Origin of the sequence: Pseudonocardia sp. CA-142604 (assembly GCF_050948475.1) — a bacterium.
GTDB classification, from domain to species: domain Bacteria; phylum Actinomycetota; class Actinomycetes; order Mycobacteriales; family Pseudonocardiaceae; genus Pseudonocardia; species Pseudonocardia alaniniphila.
In genome coordinates this window covers 8,166,200-8,180,108 of record NZ_CP192045.1, presented here as the reverse complement: position 1 = coordinate 8,180,108, position 13,909 = coordinate 8,166,200, and the positions used below count along the sequence as shown (strand labels likewise).

Sequence of the window (13,909 nt, the reverse complement as noted above, 5' to 3'; positions counted from 1 at the left end):
GCCGCACGGCTGTGGCTAGTCGCCCTGTTTCGCCTCCTTCCGGCCGTCGGTCTTTGCCCAGCCCTTCCAGTTGATTCGAAAATGATCTTGTACTGCAAGAGTGCGAGATTGACGTGGCCGTCGCTCAGGCATATGCGCTTGGCGGTTGGCCCTTACCATGAAAGCGATCCCCATGGCCGGGAAAGAATAATGCGAGGAATGCGAACATGAGCCCACCTCGCGGGGCATTTCCTTCTATTCCGCTGGTGCGCCGCTTCACACGTTGACCAAGATGATGCCGGCCGCGACCACCGCAGCGGCAGCGGCGCGACCGATCCCGAAGCGCTCGCCGAGAAAGACCGTGCCGATGATGGCTCCGATAACGATGCTGGTCTCACGCAGCGCCGCGATGGCTGCGGTCGCCCCGCTGGTCTGGGCTACGAGCACCAGCCCGTAGGCCGCGAGCGACATCACCCCGCCGCCGAGGCCCGCGATCAGTACCGGTCGGGCCTGGGCGAACAGGCCCTTCTTCCTGCGGGCCAGCGCGATCGCCGGCATCACCGGGCCCTGGAGCAGGAACATCCATGCCGCGTAGACCAGCACGGGTGTCGTGCTGACCGCCGCGGCGTCGACCACGGTGTAACCGGCGATGCAGACCCCCGTGGCCACCGCGGCACCCAGCGCGGGCAACGCCGAGCGTGAGAGACGGCCTCCGTCGAGCGCCAGGCTGATCAGCCCGACGGAGATCACCGCGATCCCGACCAGCTGCACCACCGGCGGGATGTGACCCAGCGCCACCTCGATCATCGCGACCACCCACGGCGCGGTCCCGCGCGCGACCGGGTAGACGTGGCTGAATTCGCCGAGCTGGTAACTCGCCCACAGCAGCAGGTTGTAGACCACGTGAATGACCGCCGAGGCCAGGATGAAGGGCCATGCCGCGGCGGGCGGCGGGCCCAGCACCAGCACGGCGACCCCGCAGATCACAACGTAGGCCGCCCCGATCAGCGCGAACCCCACGAGACGGTCGGGCACGCCGTGGGCGATCGCATTCCACACCGCGTGCAGGACCGCGGCCAACAACGTGAGCGCGACGACCCCGGCGGACAGCCCAGCGCCACCGCCGAGGGCCAGTACAGCAGTCGAGAGGGGTAGGACAGGAACAACAGCGGCCACCGAAGAGGCTCCTTGGCGTCGGTGCCATCCGAAGATGGGCACGTCGAACACGGAGCCCTCGGGGTTTTTATCCCGTCAGGTGTCGACCGGCCCCGACTCCACAGTCGGGCGGCCGTGGCGCCGCTCGGTCCAGACCCTGACCACCCTGATTGTCGGCTGGTAGGCGGGCAGCAGGCGGAACCCTAGGCGCAACCACATGCTGTCCGTGACCTTACTCGGCGAATACGCCGCCCGCCGACCCGTGGATCCTCAGCGGGGGTCGCGACCGATGAAGGCGAGCATCTTGGTCTGCACGTCGGCGTCGTCGGGGACCTCGACCTTGGGCCCGTACTGCCCGCTCGAGCGCAGCACGTCATCGAGGGGCTGCATCCCTTCCAACAGCATTGCGCAGCGCTCAGGGTCGAGTGTCTCGTCCTGACCGGTGGCGCGGGCGAGGTCCCAGGTGTGCATGAACACGTCGCTGGTGAAGAAGCGCGCGATCGCCATAGGCAGCTCGACCTCGCCGATGTGGCGGTTGACCAGCTTCTTGTCCGCCGAGGCGGGGTCGTCGAGTACGGCCTGGACGCCATCGCTCATGGTGCGCCATGCGGCCACCGGGTCCTCGTCGACGCTGGGCCCCTGCGGCAGGGTGATGCCCGCGCCGTCGGCCAGGAATCCGGGAAACCACTCGACGAGGTGCCTCACGACGTCGCGGGCGGTCCATTCGGGGACGGGGGACTGGCGGTTCCACGTTGCGTCGTCGGGCACACCCTTGACGATTTCGGTGAAGCGGTCGGCGATCTCGCGGTACTCGTCGGCGGGGGTCTGGTTCGCGATCATGACGTCGTCTCCTTGGAGTGGGCCGGTGGGTGCGCGACGGGCGGCGCCCGTTCGCCAGCTGTCACGGACTTGACCACGGCCCCAAGCACAACTCATCGGTCGAAGACGACTACGACGCCGGGTGACCCCCGATCCGGGCCCTTGTGGGGCTCCGTCGTCGCGAGGACGCTGGTCCGGCCGCGCACCTCGTCGAGCCTGACGAGACGTGCGTAGTCGAACACTTCCGTTTCGCTCGGTTGGAGGGGGGACGAACAGAGAAGGGACACCGACATGTTCGCTCGATACACCACGCTGCGAGGCGATCGCGACAAGATCGAGGCCGCGATCGAGTACGTGGACGGGGAGGTCAGGGCCGCCGTCGAAGCGACACCGGGCAACGTCGGTTTCGGGGTGGCTGCGGATCCCGCCAGCGGCTTGCTGATCGGCGCGTCCTACTGGGACAGCCGCGAATCGATGACAGCTGGGGAGTCCGCACTTGCCGAGTCGCGGGAGCGTGCCGCCGGTATGGCCGGCGCCGAGATGAGCATCGAGCGCTACGAGGTGGTGGCCGGCTTCCGGCATTCCATCCCGGCCAGGGGCGCCCTGTTACGGCTTTCCCGGTTCCTGGTGGAGCCCGCCAGGGTCGACGAGGCGATCACGAACATGCGCGAGGGAGCAGTGCCCCGGGTCAAGGGCGCCGATGGTCTGTGCAGCTTCCAGTTGCTGTTCAACCGCGACACCGGCCACGGAATGGTCGTCTCGAGCTGGGAGAACCGGACGGCCGCTGATGCGTTCTGGCCCGTCGCGGAACAGTTGCGGGCCCGAGCGACCGAACACGCCGGCGTCCAATTCCTCGACGTCGAGAACTGCAGCGTGATCCGCACCTCTGTGCGGCTCGACTGAGATGAGCCGCGAGACCCTGCGCGGTCATGGGGCGGGTGGTTCGACGAGCTGGTGTCGGTAGGCCAGGACCACCAACTGAGCGCGGTCGCGGGCGCCGAGTTTGGTCATGGCGCGGCTGACGTGGGTCTTGGCGGTGGCGTGGCTGATGGTGAGCGTCGTAGCGATCTCGGTGTTGCTCAGTCCCTGGGCGACCAGTCCGACGATCTGCCTTTCGCGGGTGGTGAGCTCGGCCATCGCGCGAGCGTCGATTCGCGGGGTCGTGCTTCGGGCGGTGAGCTGGGCGATCAGCCTCCGGGTCAGCCCGGGGGAGAGGAGGGCTTCGCCACCGGCGACCACACGGATGCCGCGCAGCAGTTGGACGGGCTCCGTGTTCTTGATCAGGAAGCCTGCGGCGCCGGCGCTGAGCGCGTCGATGACGTACTCGTCGTGGTCGAAAGTGGTGAGGATGAGCACGTGGACGCCGGCGAGATCGGGGTCGGCAGCGATCTGATGGGTGGCGCTCAGCCCGTCGACGCCGGGCATCCTGATGTCCATCAGCACGACGTCGGGGCGGGTCTGCCGGGTCAGCTCCACCGCGGTGGCTCCGTCGCCGGCTTCGCCGACCACGATCATGCCGGGCTCGGTGTCGATGAGTACCCGGAAGCCACCCCGCACGAGGGCCTCGTCGTCGGCGATGAGCACGCGAATGGGATCGGTCATCGGGTGACTCGGGCGCACGTCGACATCATCGCGGGTTCGGGATGGGCAACTCGGCGTGTACTTCGAAGCCGCCGTCGGGGTGGGGAGCTGCGGTGAGCCGGCCGGACAGCGCGCGGGCACGCTCGCGCATGCCGTCGATGCCGTGCCCGCCCGGCGTATCCGTGCTGGTCGTGGGCCCGTCGTCACGGATCCGGATGAGGAGCCGCGACGGTTCGTGCGTCAGCGTCAGCCGGACGGTGTGGGCCTCGGCGTGACGGAGCACGTTGGTCAGCGCTTCCTGGATGATCCGGTAGGCGGCCAGATCGACGGGGGCGGGCAGTGGCCGCGGCTCGCCTTCGACGTTCAGCTCCACCCGAAGGCTCGCGGCCTCGGCGGTGTGGAGCAGGTCGGTGAGCCGGCCGAGCCCGCCTCGGGGTGCGCGCGGTTCCTCCTCCACAGCCGGGGTGTCGGTGCGCAGGATGCCGAGGATGGTCTTGACGTCGGTGAGGCCGTCGTCACAGATCTTCTTGATCGCGGCGAGTGCCTCGCGGGCCTGCCCGGGGCGTTGTTCGATGACGTGCAGACCTACTCCGGCCTGCACACTGATCGTGGCCATGGCGTGCCCGAAGACGTCGTGCAGCTCGCGTGCGATGCGCAGTCGTTCCTCGGCTGCAAGTCTGCGCGCCCGCTCCTCGCGTGTCTGGATCTCCCGAGCGAGCTGGGCGCGGGTGGCCGCGAGAACCGCCCGGTAGTACCCGGCGGCCGCGCCTGCGCTGCCCGCAGTGGCCACCAACAGCACCGCGAAGGGGACCACGCCGGCGGTCTCGGCGTCGCCGAGCACCACCCGGATCGCGACGATCTGGATCAGCGCGGTGAACGCGGCGCCTGCGAGACCCCACCGCCACCCCCGATGAGCTGCGAGGGTGTAACAGCCGATCAGCGGGGCCAGGGTGATCAGACGCCCGGGATAGGCGCCGAGGAACCAGACGAGGGGGACCGCATTGAGCACGACCACCGCCGCGATCGGGTAGCGGCGGCGCACCGCGACCGCCGCTACGACCGCCGCGCCCAGCGCCACCGCTCCGGCGTCCAGCGGGCGGGTGTTCGCCACGACCGGGTCGACCCCGGCGAACGCGGCGGCGAGAAATCCCACCGCCACGCAAGCGCCGAGACTCGCGTCGGCCACCAGCGGCGACCGCATGCCGCGGCGCACGGCCTCACGCATGGTGTTGACCATTCCCGCCCTCGATCCGGGCACCCGTCGCCCGGCCCCATGTTCTCGGGTGCCGCCAACGGTGCGCATCCACCTGGCGCGGTGTCTCGGCAGTACCGCACCGGTTGAGAGCGTCTACTACCGGCGGCTGACCGTACCCCGCGGGCATCAGCCGGGAAAGACAACCGTGGCCCGATGCGCAGACGCGCTCCCCGCAATCACCATCGGTCTCACTCATGCGTCACCGCGCCGATCGTGCGATCGATCAGGTGCAACCGCAATAACGATTCCCGGTACCTACGCTGCCGCTCCTCGTTATTCGACCGAAGGGATTCTCGATGTCCGTCCGTCTATTGCTTGCCACACCGGCGGTCGTGCACGTCTCCGTCGCCATTGGTGGTTACGACATCGGCTCCGGGCGAACCGTGCCCACAGTGGCCGCCGTGCTGGCGCTGATCAGCGTGGTCGTCGGTGGACTGGCGCTGGCCCGCTCCGCCGGTCGCATCGGCCTCGGCAACGGGCGAACCGGTGCCGTCGTGGGCCTGGTGCCAGGGCTGATCGGTGCGGTCGTCGGGGGGCTGCACATGGCCAACTCCGCCGGTGGTCTCGGCACCGGCAACGGGCTGGCCGGGGCCATCGTGGCCCTGGTGCTGGGGCTGATCGGCATGGTCGTCAATGGGCTGGCTCTGGCTCGCTCCCACCGCACCGCCTGACCCAGCCATAGGCCACGGCGGCCGTCCGACCGGGTGTCCCCGATCGAGACCGGCCGCCGCGGCCTGGCGCCTCAGGAGGCGAGGAACTCGTCGATCTGGTTGATCGCCCCGCTGGCACCCTCGATGACCCCCATCTCCAGCACCTTCTGCAGGTCTTCCGCGGTGGCGTACGTACCCGCGTACGTCGCGCGCGTGCGGCCGTCGTGTTCGGTGAAGGTGTAGACGTTCGACGCGACCGGTAGGTCGGGGTTCGGGTTGAACTCGAGGTCGGCGAACCCGTCCTCGAACGAGAAGCTCCGCGGCTCGTCGACGGCCGTGACCTTCCAGTACCCGGCGAACTTCTCACCCTCCGGGCTGGTCATGAAGTAGGTCACGCGGCCGCCGGGGGTGAGGTCGTGATCGACGAAGGTCGCCGGGTGGGACGGCGGGCCCCACACCTTCTCCAGCTGGCGCGGGTCTGCGTAGATCTGCCAGACCCGCTCCACCGGGGCGGCGAACTCGGCGGTGATGGTCAGGGTGCGGCTTTCCAGATCGTGCTTGACGTCGGTGACGGGCATGGGTCAGTCCTCCTGGTCGGGATGGGTTGTGGTGTCGGATGCGATCAGCTCGTCGATGCGTGCGATGCGGCCACGCCAGACCTGCTCCAGCTCGGTGAGCATGGACGCCACCGACCGCACCGCCGACACGTCGCCGCTGGCCAGCTGCTCGCGACCGTTGCGCCGCTTGGTGAGCAGGCCGGCCTTCTCGAGGACGGCGACGTGCTTCTGCACCGCGGCGAAGCTCATGTCGTACTTCGCCGCGAGAGCTGAGACCGAGTGCTCCCCGGCCAGCACCCTGCGCATGATGTCGCGCCTGGTCCGGTCGGCGAGTGCGTGGAACAGGGCGTCGGCCCGTTCCTCGTCGGTATCGGTCACGAGGGAAATATACAACTAATCGGTTGTACGTTGTCAAGAGCCCTGGTCCCGGCGGTTGATCTGCCGGCCACAGCCGTGCGTGACGGCGCCGGCTCGTGATGCCTGGGTGCGGTCGATGATCGTGATGGCTCGAACCCCGTTGCGGCGGTTCGTCGCCCGCGGGAACGCTGTCGGCATGATCGATCGGCCTGCCGAGCACGACGCAGTACGACACTGGGAACACTTCGCGAACGAGTGGACGGACTGGGCCCGCGCACCCGAGCACGACGCCTACTGGTACTACCGCGATGCCTTCCGGGAGTTCCTGCCCAGGCCGGGCGTCGCCACGTTGGAGATCGGCTGCGGTGAGGGCCGGATCGCCCGCGATCTCACCGCGCTGGGCCATCACGTCACCGCGACCGACATCTCGCCCAGCCTCGTGGCCGCAGCGGAAGCGGCAGGCTCCGAGCAGCGCTACATGGTCGCCGACGCGACCTCGCTGCCGTTCGAGGACCGCGCGTTCGACCGAGTCGTCGCCTACAACATGCTGATGGACGTGCCGGACATGCCGGCGGCGGTGGTTGAAGCCGCCCGCGTGCTCGCCGATGACGGCGTCCTGACGATCTCGATCGTCCACCCGTTCGTCGACCGCGGCTCCTTCGCCGACGCCGAGCCCGACGCCCCCTTCGTGGTCCCCGGTAGCTACTTCGGGCGTAGCCATTTCGCCGGCACGGAATCGCGAGCGGGGCGCACCATGCACTTCGCCGGGTGGTCGTATCCCCTGGAGGACTACGTCGCCGCCCTCCAGGCCGCGGGACTCGCCATCACATCACTGCGAGAGCCCCGTCCCGCTCATCTCAACAGGCACGACCCGGCCCGGGCGCGATGGGAACGCATGCCGCTCTTTCTGTGGATCAACGCCGTCCCGCAGAAATAGGCCGTCCCGGTGCACCTGGTGAAGGCGTTGTCAGGCGAGTCCCTCGACCACGATCAAGCGGCCGACCGAGGCCTGCTCCCGGATCTTGAGTGCCTCCGCGTACTCGGCCGACTGGTACCAGCGGCGTGCCGCGGCCGCGTCGGGGAACTCGAGGATGACGATCCGCCCCGGCGACGCGTCGCCCTCCAGCAGTTCGGTCTCGCCTCCCCGAGCGAGATACCGTCCGCCGTACAGCTCGATCGAGTTCGCCGCGATGGGTTTGTACTGCTCATAAAGCTCCGGGTCGTGCACCTGGATCTCCACCACGACATAAGCGGTCACGTCGCTCCTCGACTCTCGATCGACTGCCTGCACCCCCAGTGTGGTCGCTGGTCGCGACGTCGAGCGAGAGGGAAGGCCTGGGGCGCGCCGTTGGCGCCTCGATCTCAGACGCCTCGCCTGCCCGTATCAACCTCAGGCACCTGGCCGCTCGGTGTCGATGCTGCCTGAGCGGTGGCGAGGCAGAACGGGTGCCCTGCGGGGTCGATCAACACCCGGAAGCGATCGCCGCCGGGCTGCAACTCTGCGCGGCGAGCGCCCATCGAGCACAGATGCGCCTCGGCCTCATCAAGGTCGTCCACGACGAAGTCCAGGTGCAGCCGCCGGGCAGCGGCCGGGTCCGGCCACGGGACGGGCTCGGAGTTCTGCACCCGTTGGAAGTCCAGCCGCACCGCGCCGTCGGTTCCGCTGAGCACGACGAAGTCATCGTTGGACGATCGGAGGTCGCCGCCCACAATTTCTCGATAGAAGCGGGCCAGCGCATGGGGATCCGGGCAATCGAGGGTCACGGCGAACAATCGGCTACCGGGAATCACGCGGAACGGCCTCCTGAGTGCGGCGGACCAGGGGCGGCAGTACACGCGGCCACCACCTCGGCGAGGAGAAGAGCTGGGTCGTACAGCGGTCGCAGGCCATCGGTCACGACGGCGCGAGTGCCCGCGTCCACCGGGGTGAGCGCGGCCCATGTCGGGTAGGCGAAGCCGAACTCGACCTCCAGACCTGAGCCGAGTCGGACGCGGCGCTCGGTGAGGACACCCCACTGCTGCGTGCGTACGAGCGGGGGGTTCCCGAAGTGGTGCAACCACTCCTCGTCGTCCACGTAGTGCTCGGGGGATTCGGTGAGAACGACGAGATCGACGTCCGACGACATTCGCTGGGTGTTCCGAGCCCACGAGCCGCACATCCCGACTGCTCTGACATCGGGTCGGTGCATCGCCCAGCGGGGTACCCCGGAGAGCACGCGGTGGACTTCGGCCCTCCGTTCGTTCGTGACGTGCATGTCGTGACCGTAGAGCGCGTGCGCAGCAGGGGCTCGGCCCTCTCGTGGAGCCGTGATCAGCACCGTTGGAGTGAGGAGAAGTGATGTCGCAGTCGATGCGCAGGCGCGTCACCTCCGCCGCCGTGGCCGGGTTGTGCGTGCTGCTCGCTGCCTGCGTGGACACGGCGCCGTCCGCGACGGCGCCGCCAGTGATCACCGACGACGTGTACACGCCGCTGGTTCCGTCGGTCCCGTCACCGCCCCGCTGGTTCACCGGTGCGGATGGCACCTCCTTGCTCGTCTACGAACTCGAGTTGCTCAACGGGTTCCCGGTGCCCGTCACCGTCACGGGCGTGGACGTTCTGGCCACCGGCGCGGAGAAGCCGATCGCCGGCCTGTCCGGATCGACCCTCACCGAGGCGATGTCGTTGCTGGCACCGACGACGCCTCCCACGACGACGATTCCGGCGTCGGCGATGGGTGTGGTCTGGATGGCGATTCCGGTGCCCGGGCCCGGTGCGATTCCGGCATCGATCCAGCACCGGATCACGGTCACCGTTCCGCCCGGTCTGCCGGTACCGGGCTCCATCATCTACACGAGCAGGCCGGCGGAGGTCGACCGGCGCCCACCACTCGTCGTCGGGCCGCCGTTGGTCGGACCGGGCTGGATCGCTGCAGGCAGCTGCTGCGACGGGCCGCACCGGCGCGCGTTGCAGCCGGTGGACGGTGAGCTCTCGCTGGCTCAGCGCTTCGCGATCGATTGGAACGGCTCCGACGCCCAGGGGCGACTTGTCGTGGGCGACCCCGACGTCAACACGAGCTGGGTGTTCTATGGCGCGCCGGTGATCGCCGTCGCCCCCGGCACCGTCGTGCAGGCGGTGGACCGGTTTCCCGACCAGGTTCCGAATCAGCCGAAGCCGGTCGGACTCGACGAGGCCGAGGGCAACCACGTGATCGTCGATCTCGGCGGTGGCCACTACGCCAGCTTCGACCATCTCAAAGCCGGCTCCGTCGCGGTGAGAGCCGGTGACCGGGTGTGCCGGGGGCAGAAACTGGGGGAGCTCGGCAACTCCGGCTCGTCCAGCGGGCCACACCTGCATTTCCACATCGCGGACGCGCCGACGCTGGCAGGCGACGGCCTGCCCTACGTCATCGATGAGTTCACGCTGTCGGGCAAGTTCACGCCGCTCGACCAGGCCGAGAAGTACATCGACGCCAGTCAGCCTGTGCCGATCGACACCGCGGTGACCGGACCGCGCCACGACGAGCTGCCACTCGGTCTCGACGTCGTGTCCTTCCCGGGCACGGTGGGATGCCGCTGAACATCCTGGCGGGCACCTCACAGCGCGTGTGGCGTCCTCGCAGCGACCCGGCGTGCTGCGAGGACGCGCTACAGGCTGCGACGTCGTACGCGCGTGGTCACCGTGAGGTGCGGAGCAGGAGGGGGCTCATGGCGGCGTCGAGGGACTCCTCCAGCGGCGCCGGGTCACGTCTCAGGTGGGAGAGCATGATGCCGCCTTGCAACGCCGTGAGCAGGGAGAGAGCGGCTATGGAAGGGTCGGTGTCCGGATCGGCCCTGCCGGTGCGCTGCGCTCGTGCCACGAGCCGGGAGATCGCGTCCTGCCATCGTGCGAACAGGCCGGCGAGCGTGTCCTGGAGCATCTGGTCGCCGTCGGTCTGGCCGACGAAGGTGCCGAGAGGGCAGGGGCCGAGGCCGTTCGATCGGTGGGCGGCCAGCACCTCGTCGCGCCAGCGGCGGATGTCGTCGCATGTCTGGTCGCGCAGCGCCGGTTGCCCAGCCATCACGAGATCGAACTGATGGTGCAGCACGGCCACACGGAGGTCCTGCCGGCCGCCGAAGTAGTGGTACAGCTGCGACTTCCCCGCGCCGCTCGCCGCCAGGACGTCGTCCATCGACGGCGCGGCAAGCCCTCGCTCGTACATGAGCTTCGCCGCCGCCGAGACGATCGCCATGCGGGTGCGACGTCCGCGTTCTGTGGTCGGCAGCGGCTTCATGTTTTTCCTCCTCGAGCAAAACTATCGCGGTGGCGGGGCCGCGGCATGTCGTCGAACTTCTCGTCAAGGGCGCGGAGAAACGATGCGAGATCATTCATCTCGGCGGCGCAGTGATGCAGCAGAGCGACGCCCGAGCGCGTCCGTGCCGGGTTCGGCCGCAGGTGCGCGGTTTTCGGGAGGGGCGGCCACGGACAAAGGCGGCAGGTCCAGGTGCCGGCAAGAACCGGCTGCGCGTCTCGGGGCCGCTGTCGGTGGGGCGGACCTGGTGGACGACCCGGTCGAAGGTGACGGGCACAACGCTGAGACCGTCTCAGAAAGGCCCAGCACGCGCGATCTATGCGGGCGCCGCGCCGAAGGCGTGCAGGAAGGTGTTCACCGCCGCGCGCGTGACGGCCCACAGTTCGTCGTCAGGGACTCGCCGGGTGCCCAACCGCGCGCGCGCCTCCATCGGGCCGGTGAGCAGTGCGACGAAATGCTCGGGGGCCTGGGTGGGATCGAGCGGACCCAGCCGGCCGGCCAGGGACAGGCGCGCCAGCTTGTCCGCCAGGCAGTCCGTGACGCGATCCGCCGCGCGTCCACGGACGATGTCGATCAGGTCGGGGAACTGGGTGAGCTCGGCGTACAGGAGGCGCCGCAGCGCCCGAGACCGATCGTCGCAGTAGCACTCGAGCATGTGGTGGCCCACGTCTTCGAGGACGACTGTGAGGCGTCGATCGGGCGACCCACAGGACAGGGTCACGGCGGCGGTGTGACGAAGGAGTGCCTGGTCAGCTCTGCGGCGCCGGTTCTGCGTCGGCGTGCTCGTCGAGGTGTCTCGGCAGGTCGCGCATGCGCACGAGCGGGCTGAGCAACACCGGAAGAGCGCCGAGTGCCTGGCCTGCCACTCCGACCCAGAGCGCGGTGAGCACCCCGTACTCGCTGCCGATGACCCCGCCGAGGAACGCTCCGACCGGCATCGTGCCCCAGACGACGAAGCGGACGGAGGCGTTCATCCGGCCCAGCAACCGCCTCGGGCACAGGCGCTGGCGGAACGACACCTGGGCGACGTTGTAGACCACGATGCCGACGCCGACCACGGCGGTCGACGCCGCGAGCATCGCGATCGCGACCGGACGGGAGTGACCGGCGGCGAGCGGGACGAGTGCGAGCGCGGGCAGGCCGGGCAGGAGGGCGAGCGCGATCGTGCGACCCTCCCCGACGAGCCTGATCAGGGGCCCGGCGAGGAGGGCGCCTGCGAGCCCGCCGATCGCGCCGACGCTCAGCGCGAGGCCGAGGCCGGCTTCGCCCACGCCGAGGTCGCGGATCGCGTAGAGCACGAGCAGCGCGTTGCTGATGCCGCCGAAGAGGTTCGACGCGCCGGTGGTCGCGACGATGCGGCGCAGCAAGGGCTGCCGGAAGACGAACGCGAGCCCTTCGCCGATCTCCACGTGCAGCGCGCGTCGATCGTGTCCGGACGCGCGCTCGTCCCGGTGTCGGATGCGCAGGATGAACACGGCCGAGGCGAGGAAGGAGACTGCGTCCACCAGGATCACCAGTGGTGCTCCGAGCGCACGGACGAGCACACCGCCGAGCCCCGGCCCCGCCACCTGCGCGACGGAGTGCGAGACCTGCAGCTTCGCGTTGCCCTCGCTGATGAGCGACGACGGCACGAGCGAGGGCAGGTAGCTCTGGTATGCGACGTCGAAGAACACCGTGGCGACGCCGATGACGGTCGCGACCGCGAGCACGAGCGGGAACGTGAGCACCCCGGCCAGCCATGCGAGCGGCAGCGACAGCAGTGCGGCACCGCGCACGAGGTCGCCCGCGATCAACACGTTGCGCTTGCGCATCCGGTCCACCCATGCGCCTGCGGGCAGACCGACGACCAGGAAGGCGAGGTGCTCGAACGTCGCGAGCAGACCCATCTCGAACTCGTCCGCTCCGAGAACGGACACCGCCAGTAGTGGCAACGCGATCGTGCCGATCTGCGTGCCGACCTGGCTGATCGTGTCGCCGATCCAGAGTTGCCGGAAATCCCGGCCCGCGGGGTGGCCGACGAGGCTGGTGCGGTACCAGCGGGAGAGCCGCGACGGGGCAGCGGGTTCGGCCGGGATCACCCAAGTGATGTTCGGATACCGATTGGGAAAAGCCAATCAGTTACCTTCGCAACGCTACCGTGGTCTTGTGGACCCTTCCGATCTCGGGCGCCGGCCCGCTACGGACGCCGAGGCCAAGGCGCTGGCCTCGTCATTGCGGTTGCGGATCCTTCGGATGTGTCTGGACGAACCGATGACCAACGCCCAGCTGGCCGAGCGGCTGGGTCGACCGCCGGCGAGCGTCCTGCACCACGTCCGCACGCTCACGGCCACGGGCTTCCTCGAAGCGCTCCCCGTCCAGGAGGGTCCTCGCGGGTCGCGGCCGGTGCCGTACCGCGCCACGCGCAAGTCGTGGATGCTGGAGGACCACCGGTCGAGCCGGCCGATGATCGAGGCGTTCCTGGAGACCACGTCCGATGTCGGCGAGGAGGATCTATCCGTGTCGCGGCTCGGGCTCCGGCTCGACGCCGCGGGCCACGCCGACCTCGTGCGGCGCCTGGACGAGGTGCTGAACGAGTTCGCCGCGCGTTCCCCTGACCCGCACGGGCGGCCGTGGTCGGTGTTCGTGGCCATCCATCCCGATCCTGACCGCGACTGACGCAATCGCGATTGATCACGCTCCGGGCGCGGCGCTACGTTGGCCTGCTGCCTATCGAGAGGTTGCACCGATGTCCCGCGAAGCACTCACCGATGACGTCCTCGGCTCCAAGCTCGTGCATGGCCTGCGCCCGACCCGGGTCGTGATCGCCGAGTACGACCCGGTGTGGCCCGTTCGATTCGCCGCCCGCGCGGCGGAGCTCCGTCACATCCTCGGGGACCGGGCCCGGCTCATCGAGCACGTCGGCTCCACCTCGGTGCCCGGTCTCGCGGCCAAGCCGATCGTCGACATCGTGGTGGGCATCGACGATCCGGACGACGATCAGGCCTTCATCCCCGATCTCGAGGCTGCGGGTTACGAACTGCGGGTCCGCGAGCACGGTCATCGGTGCCTGCGCATCGGTGGACCCGGCGAGCAGGTGAACCTGCACTGCTATCCCCCGGAGGACGCCGAGATCCGCAAGTACCTGATCTTCCGCGATCGGCTCCGTGCGAGTGATGCCGACCGCGATCTCTACGAGAGGACGAAGCGAAAGCTTGCCGAACGGGAGTGGCCCGACGTCAACTACTACGCCGAGGCGAAATGGCCCGTCATCCGCGAGATCCTCGCGCGTGGCGGATGGCAGGAGTAGGC

Annotated in this window: 18 protein-coding genes; 6 read left to right on the top strand and 12 right to left on the bottom strand. The window is 69.1% G+C overall.

Features of this window, described 5'->3' with window-relative positions; genetic code table 11:
• Positions 1-255: 255 nt before the first annotated feature.
• Both ACQPZQ_RS37075 and ACQPZQ_RS37070 read right to left on the bottom strand, forming a co-directional pair.
• Positions 256-1,155, bottom strand: a complete 900-nt coding sequence (locus ACQPZQ_RS37075; RefSeq protein WP_433288811.1) for an EamA family transporter — start codon at positions 1,153-1,155, stop codon at positions 256-258.
• A 249-nt stretch (positions 1,156-1,404) separates the two neighbouring features.
• The gene (locus tag ACQPZQ_RS37070) at positions 1,405-1,974 is read right to left on the bottom strand and encodes a TIGR03086 family metal-binding protein (RefSeq protein WP_433288809.1); all 570 of its coding nucleotides are present in this window, start codon (positions 1,972-1,974) and stop codon (positions 1,405-1,407) included.
• A 270-nt stretch (positions 1,975-2,244) separates the two neighbouring features.
• Here ACQPZQ_RS37070 and ACQPZQ_RS37065 point away from each other — a divergent pair, with 270 nt between their 5' ends.
• Complete coding sequence (locus ACQPZQ_RS37065; protein ID WP_433288807.1) at positions 2,245-2,856, top strand: antibiotic biosynthesis monooxygenase family protein; 612 nt, start codon at positions 2,245-2,247, stop codon at positions 2,854-2,856.
• A gap of 24 nt (positions 2,857-2,880) precedes the next feature.
• Here ACQPZQ_RS37065 and ACQPZQ_RS37060 read toward each other — a convergent pair whose 3' ends face one another.
• Positions 2,881-3,555 (bottom strand): response regulator, encoded by a 675-nt coding sequence (locus tag ACQPZQ_RS37060; protein ID WP_433288804.1) that lies wholly within the window; start codon positions 3,553-3,555, stop codon positions 2,881-2,883.
• 25 nt (positions 3,556-3,580) lie between these two features.
• Positions 3,581-4,759, bottom strand: coding sequence for a sensor histidine kinase (locus tag ACQPZQ_RS37055; protein WP_433288802.1), 1,179 nt, complete (start codon positions 4,757-4,759; stop codon positions 3,581-3,583).
• A gap of 326 nt (positions 4,760-5,085) precedes the next feature.
• Between ACQPZQ_RS37055 and ACQPZQ_RS37050 the strand changes: the two genes are divergently transcribed.
• A complete protein-coding gene (locus ACQPZQ_RS37050; RefSeq protein WP_433288800.1) occupies positions 5,086-5,460 on the top strand; it encodes a DUF6223 family protein in 375 nt (124 codons plus the stop codon).
• Positions 5,461-5,531: 71 nt separating this feature from the next.
• On the opposite strand, the gene ACQPZQ_RS37045 is transcribed toward ACQPZQ_RS37050, so the two are convergent.
• Complete coding sequence (locus tag ACQPZQ_RS37045; protein WP_433288798.1) at positions 5,532-6,017, bottom strand: SRPBCC family protein; 486 nt, start codon at positions 6,015-6,017, stop codon at positions 5,532-5,534.
• A 3-nt stretch (positions 6,018-6,020) separates the two neighbouring features.
• Complete coding sequence (locus tag ACQPZQ_RS37040; protein ID WP_433288796.1) at positions 6,021-6,374, bottom strand: ArsR/SmtB family transcription factor; 354 nt, start codon at positions 6,372-6,374, stop codon at positions 6,021-6,023.
• Positions 6,375-6,549: 175 nt separating this feature from the next.
• On the opposite strand from ACQPZQ_RS37040, the gene ACQPZQ_RS37035 reads away from it, so the two are divergent.
• Positions 6,550-7,290 (top strand): class I SAM-dependent methyltransferase, encoded by a 741-nt coding sequence (locus ACQPZQ_RS37035; RefSeq protein ID WP_433288794.1) that lies wholly within the window; start codon positions 6,550-6,552, stop codon positions 7,288-7,290.
• Between the two features lie 30 nt (positions 7,291-7,320).
• Here the strand turns inward: ACQPZQ_RS37035 and ACQPZQ_RS37030 are convergent, their stop codons facing one another.
• The 3 genes from ACQPZQ_RS37030 to ACQPZQ_RS37020 form a co-directional block, all read right to left on the bottom strand.
• Entirely contained in the window at positions 7,321-7,611 is a 291-nt protein-coding gene (locus ACQPZQ_RS37030) for a DUF1330 domain-containing protein (RefSeq protein WP_433288792.1), read from the bottom strand.
• Positions 7,612-7,715: 104 nt separating this feature from the next.
• Entirely contained in the window at positions 7,716-8,117 is a 402-nt protein-coding gene (locus tag ACQPZQ_RS37025; protein ID WP_433299537.1) for a VOC family protein, read from the bottom strand.
• 23 nt (positions 8,118-8,140) lie between these two features.
• Positions 8,141-8,608, bottom strand: coding sequence for an aminoglycoside 6-adenylyltransferase (locus ACQPZQ_RS37020; RefSeq protein WP_433288790.1), 468 nt, complete (start codon positions 8,606-8,608; stop codon positions 8,141-8,143).
• Between the two features lie 83 nt (positions 8,609-8,691).
• Here ACQPZQ_RS37020 and ACQPZQ_RS37015 point away from each other — a divergent pair, with 83 nt between their 5' ends.
• Positions 8,692-9,909 (top strand): M23 family metallopeptidase, encoded by a 1,218-nt coding sequence (locus ACQPZQ_RS37015; protein WP_433288788.1) that lies wholly within the window; start codon positions 8,692-8,694, stop codon positions 9,907-9,909.
• Positions 9,910-10,006: 97 nt separating this feature from the next.
• Here the strand turns inward: ACQPZQ_RS37015 and ACQPZQ_RS37010 are convergent, their stop codons facing one another.
• From ACQPZQ_RS37010 to ACQPZQ_RS37000, 3 genes are all read right to left on the bottom strand, one after another.
• Positions 10,007-10,603 (bottom strand): TetR/AcrR family transcriptional regulator, encoded by a 597-nt coding sequence (locus tag ACQPZQ_RS37010; protein ID WP_433288786.1) that lies wholly within the window; start codon positions 10,601-10,603, stop codon positions 10,007-10,009.
• 334 nt (positions 10,604-10,937) lie between these two features.
• Positions 10,938-11,288 (bottom strand): TetR/AcrR family transcriptional regulator C-terminal domain-containing protein, encoded by a 351-nt coding sequence (locus ACQPZQ_RS37005; protein ID WP_433288784.1) that lies wholly within the window; start codon positions 11,286-11,288, stop codon positions 10,938-10,940.
• Positions 11,289-11,370: 82 nt separating this feature from the next.
• Entirely contained in the window at positions 11,371-12,699 is a 1,329-nt protein-coding gene (locus tag ACQPZQ_RS37000) for an MFS transporter (RefSeq protein ID WP_433288782.1), read from the bottom strand.
• Positions 12,700-12,766: 67 nt separating this feature from the next.
• Here ACQPZQ_RS37000 and ACQPZQ_RS36995 point away from each other — a divergent pair, with 67 nt between their 5' ends.
• Together ACQPZQ_RS36995 and ACQPZQ_RS36990 are read left to right on the top strand one after the other, a co-directional pair.
• Positions 12,767-13,276 (top strand): ArsR/SmtB family transcription factor, encoded by a 510-nt coding sequence (locus ACQPZQ_RS36995; protein WP_433288780.1) that lies wholly within the window; start codon positions 12,767-12,769, stop codon positions 13,274-13,276.
• Between the two features lie 70 nt (positions 13,277-13,346).
• A complete protein-coding gene (locus ACQPZQ_RS36990; protein WP_433288778.1) occupies positions 13,347-13,907 on the top strand; it encodes a GrpB family protein in 561 nt (186 codons plus the stop codon).
• Positions 13,908-13,909: the final 2 nt, after the last annotated feature.

Coding starts and splice junctions, on each gene's coding strand:
- ACQPZQ_RS37020 (WP_433288790.1), bottom strand. CDS start 8,608: ATGCACGTCACGAACGAACGGAGGGCCGAAGTCCACCGCGTGCTCTCC.
- ACQPZQ_RS37045 (WP_433288798.1), bottom strand. CDS start 6,017: ATGCCCGTCACCGACGTCAAGCACGATCTGGAAAGCCGCACCCTGACC.
- ACQPZQ_RS37035 (WP_433288794.1), top strand. CDS start 6,550: ATGATCGATCGGCCTGCCGAGCACGACGCAGTACGACACTGGGAACAC.
- ACQPZQ_RS37050 (WP_433288800.1), top strand. CDS start 5,086: ATGTCCGTCCGTCTATTGCTTGCCACACCGGCGGTCGTGCACGTCTCC.
- ACQPZQ_RS37060 (WP_433288804.1), bottom strand. CDS start 3,555: ATGACCGATCCCATTCGCGTGCTCATCGCCGACGACGAGGCCCTCGTG.
- ACQPZQ_RS37070 (WP_433288809.1), bottom strand. CDS start 1,974: ATGATCGCGAACCAGACCCCCGCCGACGAGTACCGCGAGATCGCCGAC.
- ACQPZQ_RS36990 (WP_433288778.1), top strand. CDS start 13,347: ATGTCCCGCGAAGCACTCACCGATGACGTCCTCGGCTCCAAGCTCGTG.
- ACQPZQ_RS37065 (WP_433288807.1), top strand. CDS start 2,245: ATGTTCGCTCGATACACCACGCTGCGAGGCGATCGCGACAAGATCGAG.
- ACQPZQ_RS37010 (WP_433288786.1), bottom strand. CDS start 10,603: ATGAAGCCGCTGCCGACCACAGAACGCGGACGTCGCACCCGCATGGCG.
- ACQPZQ_RS37015 (WP_433288788.1), top strand. CDS start 8,692: ATGTCGCAGTCGATGCGCAGGCGCGTCACCTCCGCCGCCGTGGCCGGG.
- ACQPZQ_RS37055 (WP_433288802.1), bottom strand. CDS start 4,759: ATGCGTGAGGCCGTGCGCCGCGGCATGCGGTCGCCGCTGGTGGCCGAC.